This is a genomic window from Nocardia brasiliensis ATCC 700358 (assembly GCF_000250675.2).
Classification (GTDB): Bacteria; Actinomycetota; Actinomycetes; order Mycobacteriales; family Mycobacteriaceae; genus Nocardia; species Nocardia brasiliensis_B.
The window spans coordinates 8,771,158-8,786,683 of the sequence record NC_018681.1 but is presented as its reverse complement, the minus strand read 5'-3'; the positions used below and the strand labels follow the sequence as shown (position 1 = coordinate 8,786,683).

The window sequence follows — 15,526 nt, the reverse complement described above, 5'->3', positions numbered from 1 at the left end:
GAGACGTGGACCTGGACACGATCCGGGAAGTAGTGGTGGCGCGGGAACGGGCGGACCTGGGGACGCTGAGTACCTCGTGTGCGGTGCTGGCGGGCGGGACCTTCCTGTTCGCCGAACCACAAGACCGGCTCGACCGGCTGGTCGACATCACGGCGCTCGGCTGGCCCGCGATGACCGTCGTGCCGGAGGGGTTGGAGATCGCGGCGACCTGCACGCTGGCGGAATTGGCCGGTGCCGGACCGGGGCGTGAACTAGGCGTGCCGGTGTTCCGCGAGGACTGGCCGGGGACAAGGCTTTTCGCGCAAGGGTGCCGGGCTTTGCTGGCATCGCACAAGATTTGGCGGACCGCGACCGTCGGGGGAAATATTTGTTTGTCGCTGCCTGCCGGTGGCGTGCTCGCGGCCCTCACCGCGCTCGACGGCGTGGCATTGCTGTGGGGGCCGGGCGGGGTGGACCGGCGGATTCCCTTGCGGGAGTTCGTGCTCGGCCCCGAGCGCAACGTGCTGTTGCCCGGTGAGGTATTGCGGTCGGTAACGGTTCCGGTGGCAAGTTTGCGGGCACACACCAGTTTCCGGAAGATCGCGCTCGCGCCGCTGGGGCGTTCCGGTGCGGTAGTGATGGGGCGGCGTGATCCGGACGGCCGGTGCGCGATCACCCTGAGCGCCGCCACCGTCCGGCCGATCGTGCTGGACTTCGGTGACGTGCCCAGCGCGGCCGAGGTCGACGCACTGGTCGCGGGACTCGATCCGGTGCTCTGGTTCGACGACCCGCACGGTGCGCCTGATTGGCGGGCGCACGTCACCGGCCTGCTCGCCCGCGAGGTCGCCGCCGAGTTGCAGCGCGCGCAAGGCCCGCTATGAGACTCGAAATCGACGGCAGGGCGGTCGAAGTCGACCCGCGCCCGGGTCAATGCCTGCGCACTCTGCTTCGCGAACAAGGCACCCTCGCCGTCAAGAAGGGCTGTGACACAGGCGATTGCGGCGCCTGCACGGTCCAGCTCGACGGTCTGCCCGTGCACTCCTGCCTCATCCCGGCCCACCGCGCCGCCGACCGCACGGTCACCACCGCCGCCGGTCTCGGTACCACGGCCGACCCCCACCCGGTCCAGCGCCGCTTCGTCGAGCACGCCGCCTTCCAATGCGGATTCTGCACCGCGGGCATGGTCGTGACGGCCGCGGGCCTCGGGCTCGCCGGAGCCGCACCGTGCGGCAGCCCCACTGCCCTCCCGAGTGCGCGGTCTGCCGCGGCCGATACCGAGCCGGATGGCAACGAGTGGCCGGAAGCGGGCTCCTCCACCACGACCGAACCTGCCGCTGACCCGGACCGTCCCGCACGCACCAGTGCCGAGATCGCCGAGCTGATGAAGGGAAACCTGTGCCGCTGCACGGGGTACCGCGCCATCGCCGACGCCCTCATCGGTTCCCCGGCAGTCCAGGCCGACATCTCCGAAGCCCGGCCGCATGTCGCTGCCGTTGGCGCACAACATGATTCGGTGCCACGGGAGGTGACTCCCGAGCGGACGCCCGGTGACCTGCCCGGGGGCGGGTGGGTGGGGCGTGGGGTCGGTGCGCCCGCCGGTCCGCGGATCGTGCGCGGGGGCGAGCCGTTCACGTTCGATATCGCACCCGGCGGTGCCGAGGTGAGTGGGGCCGACGCGTCGAGTCGGAATTCGACTGGTGCGGGCGCGATTTCGCCGCCGAGTGCGCCGTTGCACCTCGCGGTGCTGCCGAGTCCGCACGCGCACGCGCGCATTCTCTCCATCGAGACGGCCGCTGCCGAGGCGGTGCCCGGGGTGCGGGCGGTGCTCACCTATGCGGACGCACCGGAGGTGGCGTTCTCCACGGCCCGGCACGAGTTGCGGGCCGACGATCCAGATGACACGTATGTGCTCGACCGGACGGTGCGGTTCGTGGGGCAGCGGGTGGCGGCGGTGGTCGCGGACAGTCTCGCGGCCGCACGCGCGGGCTGCCGGGCACTGGAGGTGACGTACGAGGTGCTCCCCGCGGTGTTCGATCCGGCCGTCGCGATGCAGCCCGACGCACCGAAACTGCATGCGGAGAAGCCGGATTCGGCACGTATCGCGGACCCGCGACGCAATCTGATCGCCGAGGTGCACGGCGAGGTCGGCGATACCGCGGCGGGGCTCGCGGCGGCGGCGAAAGTGGTCAGCGGCGTATGGCATTCGCCGCGCGGGCAGCACGTGCACCTGGAAACCCACGGCGGTGTCGGCTGGCTCGACGCCGACGGCAGGCTGGTCGTCCGGTGCAGCACCCAGGTGCCGTTCCTGGTGCGCGACGAGCTGTGCCAGCTCTTCGGCCTGCGCAAGGACCGGGTGCGGGTGTTCGCCACCCGGGTCGGCGGCGGCTTCGGCGCGAAGCAGGAAATGCTCGCCGAGGATCTGATCGCGTTGGCGGTGCTGCGCACCGGCCGCCCGGTGCAGTACGAATTCACTCGCGGCGACGAATTCACCGCCGCCACCTGCCGCCACCCGATGCGGGTCGCGGTCACCGCGGGCGCCGACGCCGACGGCGTGCTCACTGCCCTGGTGGTGGACGTCCTCGCCGATGGCGGCGCGTACGGCAATCACAGTGCGGGCGTGATGTTCCACGGCGTCGGCGAATCGATCGAGGTCTACCGTTGCGCCAACAAGCGGGTGGACGCACAAGCCGTGTACACCAACAACATTCCGTCCGGCGCCTTCCGCGGCTATGGGCTGGGCCAGGTGATCTTCGGGATCGAGTCCGCGCTCGACGACTTGGCGCGTGCCCTCGGCATCGACCCGTTCGAGTTCCGCCGGCGCAATGTGGTGCGGCCGGGCGACGCGTTCGTCGGCGCCGAGGTGGACGAGAGTGACCTGACGTTCGGCAGCTACGGTCTCGATCAGTGCATCGATCTGGCCGAGCGAGCATTGTTGCGTGGCAACGGCGTTGCCGCGCCGGACCCGAGCTGGCGGGTCGGCACCGGCATGGCGGTGTCGATGATCGCGACCATTCCGCCGCGCGGCCACCGCTCCGATGCGACGGCCACCCTGCTGCCGGACGGCAGCTACGAGATCCGGGTCGGCACCGCGGAATTCGGCAACGGCACCAGCACGGTGCACGCGCAACTCGCGGCGACCGCGCTGGCGACCTCGGTGTCGCGCATCGTGCTCCGGCAATCCGACACCGACCTGATCGGCCACGACACCGGCGCGTTCGGCTCCACCGGCATCGTGGTCGCGGGCAAGGCGACCTATGCCGCGGCAGCGGAGCTGCGCAGGCTGCTGCTCGGGCGGGCGGCGAAGCTGGCCGGGCTGCCCGAACACGACTGCGTGCTGGAGTCCGCGGGTGTCCGGTGCGGCGACCAGTTCTTCGACCCGGCGGCACTGCTGGCCGACGGCCCGTTGACCGCGCACGGGGAGCATGCGGGCAGCCCCCGTTCGGTGAGCTTCAATGTGCACGCCTTCCGGGTCGCGGTGCGGCCGGACACGGGCGCGATCCGCATCCTGCAGTCCGTCCAGGCCGCCGACGCGGGGACCGTGCTCAATCCGGTGCAGTGCCGCGGTCAGGTCGAGGGTGGTGTGGTGCAGGCGCTCGGCACCGCGCTGTACGAGGACATGCGCAGCGTGCAGGGACTGGTCACCACGCAGTCGCTGCGGCACTATCGCATCCCGCAGTTCGCGGACGTGCCGCGGACCGAGGTGTATTTCGCCGATACCGCCGATGCGCTGGGCCCGCTGGGCGCGAAGTCGATGAGCGAGTCCCCGTACAACCCGGTCGCCCCGGCGCTGGCGAACGCGATACGCGATGCTGTCGGGGTGCGGCCGGACCGGCTGCCGATGACCGCCGACCGTATCTGGCGGGCCATGCAGGAAGGAGAACCACGGTGACACGCGGCGCGAGTATCAGGCCCGGAGGCGGCAGCGAGCGTAACCACGGAGGGACAGCGAGGGCCGCATATCGAGCGCAGCTGCCGGAAAATGTCCGAGCGCGGGTCGATTCGATGCTCGACACCGTCGATACCGAGTTGCGTACGCGCTATCCGGGACCGGATGGACGGTCGCAGCCGATCCATGTCGCGTATGTCCCCGCGGACCGGATCGCCGAGGACACACCCGGTGTGTGGGGCGCGGCGGCCGTCGCACTGCTGGACGAGCACGCCGCCCTGCTGACCGAGCTGGACGCGACCGGCTCGCTGCCCGACGTGCGCAAGCGGCTCGAGCAGGACCCGATCCAGGATCTGCGCATCGATTTCGAGGACGGCTACGGGTTCCGCGCCGACGACGAAGAGGACAAGGCGGCACAGGAGGCGGGCGCGGTGCTGGCCGCCTGGGCGCAGCGGCCGGATCGCCCGCGTAGCTTCGGCATCCGGACGAAGGGCCTCGCCGCGACGGAGCGCGGCCGCACGCTGCGCACGCTCGAGCTGGTGCTGGCCGCGATGGGCGAGGTGCCTGCGGGTTTCGTGTTCACCGTGCCCAAGATCCGTGCGGCGGAACAGGTTCGGGCGCTGGTCGCGCTGTGCGCGGGCTTGGAGAGCGGTTACGGCCTCGCCGCGGGGGCACTGCGGTTCGAATTGCAGATCGAGAGCCCGCAGGCGATCATCGCCGCCGACGGCACCGCGCCCATCGCCCGGATGCTCGGCCTGGCGGAAGGGCGATGCAGCGCACTGCATTTCGGTACCTACGACTACACCGCCGCGTGCGGCGTCGCAGCCCCGGATCAGGCGCTCGATCACCCCGCCGCCGACTACGCGAAGGCTGTCATGCAGGTGGCCGCCGCGCAGACCGGGGTCTGGGTGTGCGACGGCTCCACCCAGATCGTGCCCGATGCCGCGCCGGAAGCCGCGCTGCGCAACCATCACCGCCTGGTCGGCCGGGCGCTGCGGCGCGGCTACTACCAGGGCTGGGACATGCATCCGGGCCACCTGGTCACCCGCTGGCTGGCGACCTACGACTTCTTCCGGCAGGCGATCGAGGTGGCCGTGCCGCGCTTGCAGGCCTACCTCGACCGGCGCTCGGGCGGCGTCATGGACGAACCGGCCACCGCGGAAGCCTTGGCCGCCACCGTGTTACGCGGACTCGACTGCGGCGCACGCACCCCGGCGGAACTGACCGCCCACGCGCCCGAGCTGACCACGGCGGCGCTGCGTGCCCTGGTCACTCGCGCGCCGCTGCCGAAGGAGGCCCGATGACCGACGCGGACTTCACCCTGCTGCCCGACCTGGCGGTGCGCCCCCTGGGCGGCTCGGTGATCTGGGCGAACGACGAATTCTTCGCGGAGAAGGAGAATTTGATCAATCCGGGCCCGGCCGAATACCAGACCTCGACGTTCGGGCACAAGGGCCAGGTCTACGACGGCTGGGAAACCCGTAGGCACCGCGGCCGGCCCGGAGACGATTCGGCCATCGTGCGGCTCGGCGTGCCCGGTGTGATCCGCGGCATCGTGGTGGACACCGCCTGGTTCAAGGGCAACTACCCGCCGGCGGTGTCGGTGGCCGCGCTGGAGGTGCAGGACTATCCGACCGCGGAAAGCATTGCCGCCCGCGAAGATTGGGTGACTCTGGTCGATCGCGCACCGGTTTCCGGCGACAGTCGCAACCCGTTCGCCGTCGCGAACGAACGACGGTGGACGCACGTGAAGCTCACCATGCACCCCGACGGCGGGGTGGCCCGGCTCCGGGTGCACGGCGAAGGCAGTCCCGATCCCCGACTGCTCGGCCTCGGCCCGCTCGATCTGGCGGCACTGGAAAACGGTGCGCTGGTGCTGGATTGCTCCAACCGCTTCTACAGCTCGCCGAATCAGCTGCTGTATCCGGGTCTGGCCCGCCGGATGGGGGACGGCTGGGAGACCGCGCGGCGTCGCGACGACGGCAACGACTGGGTGCGGATCCGGCTGGCCGGTCCCGGGCTGATCCGGCTGGCCGAGATCGACACCTCGTATTTCCTCGGCAACAGTCCGGGCGCGGCCCGGCTCACCGGGCGCACCAACGACGGCACCGAGCTCGAATTGCTGCCGCGCACCGACCTTTTGCCCGACACCAGGCATCAGTTCGCGATCGCGCCGATGGCGGCGTCGGTAGAGGAGGTCCGCCTCGACATCTATCCCGACGGCGGCCTGGCCCGGCTCCGCCTCTACGGGGAGCTGGGCGGGTGAGCCGGGATTTCGTCGGTTACGGCCCGACACCGCCGGACCCGCAGTGGCCCGGCGGCGCGCGGCTGGCCGTCCAGTTCGTGCTGAACTACGAGGAGGGCGGGGAGAACAACGTCCTCGACGGCGACCCGCACTCGGAGACCTTTCTCTCGGAAATGACTCCGGCGCAGGCGTTTTCGAATCGGCACATGAGCATGGAGTCGCTCTACGAGTACGGGTCGCGGGCCGGGCTGTGGCGAGTGCTGCGCGCGTTCGAGCGGCGTGGTCTGCCGCTGACGATCTTCGCGGTCGCGCGGGCGATGCAGCGGAATCCGGAGGCGGTGGCGGCTTTTCGTGAACTCGGGCACGAGATCGCCGGGCACGGCCTGCGCTGGCAGTCCTACCAGCTGGTGGACCGGGATACGGAGCGGGCGCATCTGGCCGAGGCGGTGCGCATCCTCACCGAACTCACCGGGGCCGCCCCGCTCGGCTGGTACACCGGGCGTGATTCGCCGAACACCCGTGAGCTGGTGGTCGAGCACGGCGGTTTCGTCTACGACTCCGATTCCTACGCCGACGACCTGCCCTACTGGGTCACCGTGCAGGGAAAAGACCAGTTGGTGGTGCCGTACACGCTGGACACCAACGACATGCGGTTCGCCTCGCCCGCCGGTTTCCCCACCGGCGAGCAGTTCTTCGCGCACCTGCGCGACGCCTTCGACGTGCTGTATCGCGAAGGCGCGGAAGGTAACCCGAAGATGCTGTCGGTGGGCCTGCACTGCCGCATCGTCGGCCGTCCCGCGCGCATGGCCGCCCTGGAACGCTTCCTCGAGCACGTGCAGTCCCACGACAAGGTCTGGATCGCGCGCCGCATCGAGATCGCCGAGCACTGGCGCCGGGTGCACCCCGCGCAGGTGCACTGAGCGCCGACTCGACGCGAGGACGGCACAATTCGGGTCATGTGCGGTGTGGGCTCGCCGATTAATTTCGGTTGTCGACCAAACGCACAAGGAGCTCGAATGATCGCAGTACGTGGGTTCGCAGGCGCCGCGCTGATCGCCGCCGCCACCCTGGCCGGAATCGGTGCGGCCGGTGCGGCCCCCTTGCCGCTCGAACCGCATACGCCGGTGGCGACCGAGTCGGTCGCGGGCAGCTGCGGTGGCATCACCGAGCCGTTCGCGGCGCTGGTCTGCGCGCTCAGCAGCCTGTCCGGCAATCAGGGCCCCGGCTTTCCGTGATCGGGGTGCCGCGGCCGCTCGACGAGCGGCCGCGGCCGACTCAGCCGAACAGTCCGGCCACGAACGGCAGCGAATCCGGCAGTGAGGCGTTCACGGTGCCGCTGTGATCCTCGGGGTAGGTGTGCAGCTGGACCGGTTGCCCGTTCGCCTGCAGTACGGCGGCGAAGCGCAGCGTCTCCGGCGTGATCACATCGGTGTCGCGCAGGCCCTGGCCGAGGAAGATCGGCTTGTCGTAACCGGATTCGGGTAGGCCGAGGTAGCGGCTCAGCAGCCCGTGCAGGTCGGGGATCTGCGCGAGCGGCTTGCTGAACAGATCGCCCACGATCACGCGATTCGCGCCCAATTCGTCGCCGAGCGGCAGCAGGCACTCGGTCCGGGCCGTGGACAGCCACGCGCGGCCCGCGTCGGTCAGGTAGGAGTCGATGTCCAGCTCGGGGAACGTGGTGCGCAATCCGTTGAGGATGTAGAGCACGTACGCGGTGGTGTGCGGGCTGAGTTTCACCGGCGGCACGTGCGGGCCGAGCGGCAGCAGAATGTCTTCGATATAGGCGGGCGTGCCGGTGCCCACCGCGCCGCGATAATCCAGTTCCGGCCCGCCGAATTCGGTGGCATAGCGCGCGGTGAAGATCGCGGCGCCCGCGCCCTGTGATTGTCCGACCACCGCCCATTTCTTCGACAGCGACGAATAGTGTCCCGTCGCGGCTTTGACCGCGTCCACGACGTTGTGCGCCTCGACCACCCCGTTGAGATACGGGTGTTCGCCCGGCGTGCCGAGCCCGGCATAGTCGGCGGCAACTATCGCGTAACCCTGGCTCAGCCAGGTGCCCAGGTACGCCCAGTCGCGTTCGACCGCGCTCGGCCCCGCGACGCTGTACGCGCAGTCGTCGCCGATCCCGACGGTGCCGTGCGCCCAGGCGATGACCGGCCAGCCGCCCGCGGGGGGTGCGCCCGGCGGGAAGTAGACGGCCGCGCTCGCGGTGGTCGGCACGTCGTTCGCGGTGGTCGAGCTGTACAGGATGCGACTCGACCGGGCCGCGCCGGGCGGCGTCGCGGCCGGGGCGAGCGCGCCGGCCGATTCGACGGTGCCGACCGGCGTCGCCGCCGCGGTGGGCAGATTCAGCAGGCTGAAGGTGCAGGCGAGGGTGACCGCCGCGGCGATGACCGGTTTCCGCATGAGGGCTCCTGGGTCCGAGGTGCGGGCTGCCTTGCGCGGGCAGCCGGACGTACGTCCAGGCCGAGTCTGCCCGACCGCACGCGCGCGGCCCAGGCGCGGGTGGCGTGGGCCACACCGGCGGCACCCGCCCCGCCTTGTGAACGTCCTCACAAACCGGAATGCGCGCGGGGGTCGATGACCGTCGACCGGTCGAGCCCAAACAGTACGAGCGTTACGCTGAAACCGCACGTCAGGGCTACCGGCGGGTAGGTTCCACCTTTGCAATTCACAGGCAAATTTTGCAAAGTTAGCAAACCAGTGTGGAAACCTAGCTGAGATTCACATTAGCAACAGGTAGACGGCCATTTCGCATTGTGCAATCGTGTGGAAGTACACCCCATGGGCCTAGCAAGCCTGCAAATTGCCGCTCCAGCAGTTCGAGTCGTTTATCCGCTCGGCCGTGGGGCACATCGACCTAAACGAGGAAGTGGAGTCAGAGATGTCGAACGCCGGCACCCCGAAGACCGCTGCGGAAATCCAGCAGGATTGGGACACCAACCCGCGCTGGAAGGGCGTCACCCGTAACTACACCGCGGAGCAGGTGTCGAAGCTCCAGGGCACCGTCGTCGAAGAGGCCACTCTCGCCCGCCGCGGTTCGGAGATCCTCTGGGATCTGGTGAACAACGAGGACTACATCAACTCGCTGGGCGCCCTCACCGGCAACCAGGCGGTCCAGCAGGTCCGCGCCGGCCTGAAGGCCATCTACCTGTCCGGTTGGCAGGTCGCCGGTGACGCGAACCTGTCCGGCCACACCTACCCGGACCAGTCGCTGTACCCGGCCAACTCGGTGCCGTCGGTGGTGCGTCGCATCAACAACGCGCTGCTGCGCGCCGACGAGATCGCCAAGGTCGAGGGCGACGACTCGGTCAAGAACTGGCTGGCCCCGATCGTCGCCGACGCCGAAGCCGGCTTCGGTGGCGCGCTGAACGCCTACGAGCTGCAGAAGGCCATGATCGCCGCCGGTGCCGCCGGTGTGCACTGGGAAGACCAGCTGGCCTCGGAGAAGAAGTGCGGCCACCTCGGTGGCAAGGTGCTGATCCCCACCCAGCAGCACATCCGCACCCTGACCTCCGCGCGCCTGGCCGCCGACGTCGCCGACGTCCCCTCGGTCATCATCGCCCGCACCGACGCCGAGGCCGCCACCCTGATCACCTCGGACGTGGACGAGCGCGACCGTGAGTTCCTGGACGGCACCCGCACCGCCGAGGGCTTCTTCGGCGTGAAGAACGGCATCGAGCCCTGCATCGCGCGGGCCAAGGCCTACGCCCCGTACGCCGACCTCATCTGGATGGAGACCGGCGTGCCGGACCTCGAGGTCGCGCGCAAGTTCGCCGAGTCGGTCCGCAGCGAGTTCCCGGACCAGCTGCTGGCCTACAACTGCTCGCCGTCCTTCAACTGGAAGGCGCACCTGGACGACGCGACCATCGCGAAGTTCCAGCGTGAGCTCGGCGCGATGGGCTTCAAGTTCCAGTTCATCACCCTGGCCGGCTTCCACTCGCTCAACTACGGCATGTTCGACCTGGCCTACGGCTACGCCCGCGAGGGCATGACCGCCTTCGTCGACCTGCAGGAGCGCGAGTTCAAGGCCGCTTCCGAGCGTGGCTTCACCGCGATCAAGCACCAGCGTGAGGTCGGTGCCGGCTACTTCGACACCATCGCCACCACCGTCGACCCGAACACCAGCACCGCTGCGCTGAAGGGCTCGACCGAAGAGGGCCAGTTCCACTGAGTTGTCGGCGTCGCCTGCGGCGCCGCGTGTTCGCGGCCCCTTAGGTTCGCCGCCGAGCACTCGAGACTCGCGCCTGTGGCGCATGCGCTTCGAGCGCTCGGCAGCGAACCGGCCGCGAACGGGCTCGTCGGGCTCGCCCCGCACGGGGTTGCGTGAGCACCGACGTCACCCACCCAGGGTTTCGCCAAGGGAGGTTCCCGACGTGAATACCGCCAGACCTCTACTCCAGTAGGGGTGTACCGCCCTCCCTGCCGAACAGCCCCGGCAGGGAGGGCATCCCTATAACTTGGACGATCGAGGGGCCGCTCGCACCAGAGCAAACCCCCTCCAGCCACCGACTAGCCAGACCAACAGCAGGAGCGGGACGTGAGCAGCGAGAAGATTCAGCGCGTCGGCATCATCGGCGCCGGACAGATGGGTGCCGGAATCGCGGAGGTGTGCGCCCGGGCGCACGTCGACGTGCTCGTCTACGAGCAGACCCGGGAACTGGCCGCCGCCGGCCGCGCCCGCATTCTGCGCTCCCTCGACCGCGGCGTCAGCAGCGGCAAGATCACCGAGCGCGAGCGCGAACAGGCCGCCTGGCGTCTGCGGTTCACCTCCGACCTCAACGACTTCGCCGACCGCCAGCTGGTGGTCGAGGCGGTGCTCGAGGACGAGAAGGTGAAGACCGCCATCTTCGCCGAGCTCGACAAGGTCGTCACCGACCCGTCGGCCGTGCTGGCCTCCAACACCTCCTCCATCCCGATCATGAAGATCGCGGTCGCCACCACCCAGCCCGAGCGGGTCGTCGGCATGCACTTCTTCAACCCGGTCCCGGTGCTGCCGCTGGTCGAGCTGGTCACCACGCTGAAGACCAGCGAGGCCGTGTCCAAGCGGGCCGAGGCGTTCGCCGGTGAGGTGCTGGACAAGCAGGTCGTGCGCTCCGCCGACCGCTCCGGTTTCGTGGTGAACGCGCTGCTGGTGCCGTACCTGCTCTCGGCCATCCGGATGGTCGAGTCCGGTTTCGCCACCAAGGACGACGTGGACAAGGCCATGGTGCTCGGGTGTGCGCACCCCATGGGCCCGCTCGCGCTGACCGACCTGGTCGGCCTGGACACCGTGAAGTCGATCGCCGACTCGATGTACGAAGAATTCAAGGAGCCGCTGTACTCCGCTCCGCCGCTGCTCATGCGTATGGTCGAAGCTGGGTTGCTCGGCAAGAAGACCGGCGCGGGCTTCTACCAGTACAACCGAGCCTGAGCTCTTTCGATCCAACCCCCCAGGCGCATTAGCGTGCGGCGTCCATGCCAGGCAATGGGCGCCGCGCAGCCATCGAAGGGAGCAGCGCGCTCATGGTGAACGTGACCGACGGCTACGGGTCGAGCATCCTCGGCTATCCGCGGATCGGGCCGCATCGAGAACTCAAGCGGGCACTCGAGGCCTATTGGCGCGGTGCGCTCGACCGCGACGGACTGCTCGCGGTGGGCCGCGACATCCAGGAACGGCAGTTCAACGAGCTGGCCGCGACCGGACTGACCCAGGTGCCGGGCAATACTTTCTCCTTCTACGACCACGTGCTGGACAACGCCCTGTTGTTCGGCGCGGTGCCCGAACGGTTCGAATCGTTCCAGGACGAGATGGACCCGCTGGACTTCTATTTCCTGATGGCGCGCGGTCGTCCCGATCTGCCGCCGCTGGAACTGGTCCGGTTCTTCGGCACGAATTATCACTACCGGCAGCCGGAATTGGCGGCGGGGACCGAATTCTCGCTGCATCCCGAGGCGCTGCTCGACGAATTCGACCGGGCCAAGGCCCAGCACATCGAGCTGCGCCCGGTGGTGCTCGGCCCGCTGTCGCTGCTGCTGCTGTCCAAGGCGGGACAGACCCCGGGCCAGGACGAATTCGACACGGTCAGCCTGCTGGACAAGCTGCTGCCGGTGTACGAGCAGCTCTTCGAGATCCTCGCCAAGCGCGGCGCGACCTGCGTGCAACTGGACGAGCCCGCGTTCACCAGCGAGCGCACCCCCGCCGAGCTGGCCGCGTTCGAGCGGGCCTACCAACGGCTGTCGAAGGCGCCGCTGCGCCCGCGGATGCTGGTGACCGGGCAGTACGGCGATTTCGGTGACGCGCTGCGCATCCTGGCCGCCAGCAATGTGGAGGCGATCGGGCTCGACCTGGCCAGCTACCGCATCCGGCCCGACGATCTGGCGGCGATCCCGGGTATTCGCCGGAAGCGGTTGTACGCCGGGGTGATCAGCGGCCGCAACGTCTGGCGGGCCGACCGCTACGTGACGCTGGAATACCTGAACCAGCTCGCGCAGGTGTGCCCCGACCTGGTGGTCTCGACCGGCACGACGCTGCTGCACGTGCCCTACGACCTGCTCATCGAGTACGACATCCCGGGCAACGTGGCCGACCGGCTCGCCTTCGCGAAACAGAAGGTGGGCGAGGTGGTTTCGCTCGCCAAGGCGCTCACCGAGGGCCCGTCGGACAAGTGGCGCAAGCGGCCCACCGAGGTGCATTTCAAGCAGAAGCACGCAGTGCGGCAACGGGTTTACGCGGTGACGCCGGACATGCGTTCGCGCGAACCGTACGAGGTGCGCAAGGAGGCGCAGCAGGCCAGGCTGAACCTGCCGCCGGTGCCCGCGACGACGCTGGGTTCGTTCCCGCAGACCACCGCGGTCCGGCAGGCGCGTCACGAACTCGGTCAGGGGCGGCTGTCCTACGACGACTACCGCAAGCGGATCGAAGCCGAGATCGAGTCGACCATCCGGTTGCAGGAAGACATCGGGCTCGACGTGCTGGTGCACGGCGAGCACGAGCGCAACGACATGATCCAGTACTTCGCCGAACTGCTCGACGGCTTCGCGACCACCCACTACGGCTGGGTGCAGGTGTACGGATCCCGTTGTGTGCGACCGCCGATCATCTACGGTGACGTGTCGCGGCCCGCGCCGATGTCGGTGGAGTGGATCAGCTACGCGCAGTCGCTGACCGACAAGCCCGTCAAGGGCATGGTGACCGGGCCGGTCACCATGATCGCGCGCTCGTTCGTCCGCCAGGATCAGCCGCTGCACGAGACCGCGGACCAGGTGGCGCTCGCCATCCGGGACGAGCTCGCGGACCTGGAGAAAGCGGGCATCGCGATCATCCAGGTCGATGAGCCCGCGATCCGGGAGATGCTGCCGCTGCGTCCCGAGGGGCGCGCGGAGTACCTGCGCTGGGCGGTCGGCGCGTTCCGGCTGGCCACCTCCGGGGTCAAGCCGGACACCCAGATCCACACGCATATCGGCTATTCCGGCCGGGCCGAGGTGGTCGACGCGATCGAGGAGCTGGACGCGGACGTCACCGCGATCGTCGCGACCCGGTCGATCGAATGGGTGGTCACCGCACTCGAGGCGGACAGCGGCACCGACCACGGTCTGAGCCACGGTGTCGGTCCCGGTGTCTACGAGAGCCGTTCGGCCCGCATCCCGGACATCGACGAGCTCGACGAATTGCTCACCGCCGCAGCCAAAGCCATCACGCCCGAACGACTATGGGCGAATCCGGACGGTGGTTTGAAGACCCGGCACTACTGGCAATTGGAGCCGTCGCTGCGCAACCTGGTCGCGGCGGCCCGCCGAGTCCGCCGCCGCGCACTCGCAGCCGAATAACCGAAAACGTTGTGCCGCCCCCTGTTCCGACAGGGGGCGGCCTTCGTTCGCCGACCTCGGGGTCGAATCCTTTGCCGGTCAGGGCATCGGGGTCGGCGTGAACTGGGTTTGCAGAATGGTGGTGAAGAGGTCGAGGGGGTTGTTCCAGTCGCCGTTGGTCTGGACGACCACGACGCGCTCACCCGTACGGTCGCCCATGGCCCAGCTCCACGAGCCCATCGTTGCCCCGCCGATGCCGTGCACGATGGTGCCGCAGGAGAGTTGCTGGGTGAAGACGCCGAGCCCGTACGCGGTGTGCGGGACCCATTCGGCACCTGCGGTCGAGACGGTGGTCCACATCCGGGTGTGCTGCGCCGGCGGGAGCAACTCGCCGGTCAGCAACGCGCGGAGAAAGACTTGCAGGTCGCCGGTGGTGGACACCATGTCGCCCGCCGCGCCCGCCCACGTCTGATCCAGCTCCGTGAGGTCGTGCACCTCGGCATCGGGTGCGGGGTCGAACAGGGTGGAGTAATGCCGCGGATGCGGGCCGCGGATGCGCTGTTCGATACCCGCCGAGTAGGTGCCCGCCAATCCGAGCGGTCCGCTGATCCGGGCCGAGACCTCTTGCGCCACAGACAGTCCCGTCACCCGCTCGATGAGCATCCCGGCGAGAACGTAGTTGGTGTTCGAGTATCGGAAGCGCAGGCCGGGCGGGTGGTACGGCGGATGGTTCAGCGCCAGGCGCACCAGTTGTTCGGGTTTCCACCCCTCGCCGCCGCGCACCTCGTCGTCGTCGGTGTGATCGAACAGGCCGCTGGTGTGGTCGAGCAGCTGGCCGACGGTGATCCGGCGGCCGTCGTTGCCATTGCCCGCGACCAGTCCGGGCAGCCAGCGCTGCACGGTGTCGTCCAGGGTCAGCTTGCCTTCGCCGACCAGTTGCAGCAGCACGGTCGCGGTGAAAGACTTTGTGGCGCTTCCTATTCGGAACCGTTCCGCGGGATCGCGGTGGCGTCCGGTGGTGGTGTCGGACACACCCGCCGCGCCGAACCAGCGGCCACCGGGGTCGCGGATCTCGCAGACGATGCCGGGTAGTCCGCCGTCGCGCACCGCTTCGTCGAGCAAGGTCTGAACCTCGGGATGTCCGGCCATCACGCGTCCTCGAGCAGCTGCTCGACCTGGGTGCGCAAGGCGGCGCGATCGACACCGGCCAGGGCCAGTGCGCGTGGGACGATGCCGACCTCGGCGGCGAGGATGCCGAGCAGGACGTGCGCGGGCCGCAGATCGCGTTTGCGCGGAACGGAATTGAAGCCGCGCTCCAGCGCGAGTCTGGTCGACGCGCCGACCTTGGGCTGCTCGGTGCGATAGGAGCGCGGAGTCGGTGGCGCCGCGTTACCGGCGGGCACACCGACCGCGGCGAGACTGTGCTCGAACTCTTTTCGGAGCGCCTCGTGGATCGCCTGCTGGTCGAGTCCGGCCGCGGCGAGCGCGCGCTGCGGGGCGGTGCCGGTCAGTCCGGCGATCGCCAGCAGCAGGTGCTGTGCCTCGACGGTGACCGAGCCGTCGCGCTGAGCGGCGCCGGCGCCCTCGGTGAGCACGGCGTGCAGGTATTCGTCGAATGGGGTCAT

At 69.2% G+C, this 15,526-nt stretch carries 12 protein-coding genes; 9 read left to right on the top strand and 3 right to left on the bottom strand.

Annotated features, from left to right (window positions below; genetic code table 11):
* The first annotated feature begins 5 nt into the window (after positions 1-5).
* The 6 genes from O3I_RS39330 to O3I_RS39305 all read left to right on the top strand — a co-directional run bounded on the left by O3I_RS39330 (position 6) and on the right by O3I_RS39305 (position 7,345).
* Complete coding sequence (locus O3I_RS39330; protein WP_014988635.1) at positions 6-860, top strand: FAD binding domain-containing protein; 855 nt, start codon at positions 6-8, stop codon at positions 858-860.
* Complete coding sequence (locus O3I_RS39325) at positions 857-3,868, top strand: molybdopterin-dependent oxidoreductase (RefSeq protein ID WP_014988634.1); 3,012 nt, start codon at positions 857-859, stop codon at positions 3,866-3,868. Before O3I_RS39330 ends, O3I_RS39325 begins: the two co-directional genes overlap by 4 nt.
* Positions 3,869-3,981: 113 nt before the next feature.
* Complete coding sequence (locus O3I_RS39320) at positions 3,982-5,169, top strand: DUF6986 family protein (RefSeq protein WP_014988633.1); 1,188 nt, start codon at positions 3,982-3,984, stop codon at positions 5,167-5,169.
* Positions 5,166-6,131 carry an allantoicase gene (gene alc, locus O3I_RS39315; RefSeq protein WP_014988632.1) on the top strand — a complete coding sequence of 322 codons (966 nt, stop codon included), beginning with the start codon at positions 5,166-5,168 and terminating at the stop codon, positions 6,129-6,131. The genes O3I_RS39320 and alc overlap by 4 nt, the downstream gene beginning before the upstream one ends.
* Positions 6,128-7,030: an allantoinase PuuE gene (gene puuE, locus O3I_RS39310; protein ID WP_014988631.1), complete on the top strand. Its 903-nt coding sequence runs from the start codon at positions 6,128-6,130 to the stop codon at positions 7,028-7,030. Before alc ends, puuE begins: the two co-directional genes overlap by 4 nt.
* A 96-nt stretch (positions 7,031-7,126) precedes the next feature.
* Complete coding sequence (locus tag O3I_RS39305; RefSeq protein WP_014988630.1) at positions 7,127-7,345, top strand: hypothetical protein; 219 nt, start codon at positions 7,127-7,129, stop codon at positions 7,343-7,345.
* 40 nt (positions 7,346-7,385) lie between these two features.
* On the opposite strand, the gene O3I_RS39300 is transcribed toward O3I_RS39305, so the two are convergent.
* Entirely contained in the window at positions 7,386-8,519 is a 1,134-nt protein-coding gene (locus tag O3I_RS39300) for an alpha/beta hydrolase family protein (protein ID WP_014988629.1), read from the bottom strand.
* A gap of 478 nt (positions 8,520-8,997) precedes the next feature.
* Between O3I_RS39300 and aceA the strand changes: the two genes are divergently transcribed.
* The 3 genes from aceA (at position 8,998) to metE (ending at position 13,922) form a co-directional block, all read left to right on the top strand.
* Positions 8,998-10,287, top strand: a complete 1,290-nt coding sequence (gene aceA, locus O3I_RS39295; RefSeq protein ID WP_014988628.1) for an isocitrate lyase — start codon at positions 8,998-9,000, stop codon at positions 10,285-10,287.
* A 366-nt stretch (positions 10,288-10,653) separates the two neighbouring features.
* The gene (locus O3I_RS39290) at positions 10,654-11,526 is read left to right on the top strand and encodes a 3-hydroxybutyryl-CoA dehydrogenase (protein WP_014988627.1); all 873 of its coding nucleotides are present in this window, start codon (positions 10,654-10,656) and stop codon (positions 11,524-11,526) included.
* Between the two features lie 92 nt (positions 11,527-11,618).
* On the top strand, positions 11,619-13,922 hold the full coding sequence (gene metE, locus O3I_RS39285) for a 5-methyltetrahydropteroyltriglutamate--homocysteine S-methyltransferase (RefSeq protein ID WP_014988626.1): 2,304 nt from the start codon (positions 11,619-11,621) through the stop codon (positions 13,920-13,922).
* A gap of 78 nt (positions 13,923-14,000) precedes the next feature.
* Here metE and O3I_RS39280 read toward each other — a convergent pair whose 3' ends face one another.
* On the bottom strand, positions 14,001-15,050 hold the full coding sequence (locus O3I_RS39280; protein WP_014988625.1) for a serine hydrolase domain-containing protein: 1,050 nt from the start codon (positions 15,048-15,050) through the stop codon (positions 14,001-14,003).
* On the bottom strand, positions 15,050-15,526 hold the full coding sequence (locus tag O3I_RS39275) for a Clp protease N-terminal domain-containing protein (protein ID WP_014988624.1): 477 nt from the start codon (positions 15,524-15,526) through the stop codon (positions 15,050-15,052). Before O3I_RS39275 ends, O3I_RS39280 begins: the two co-directional genes overlap by 1 nt.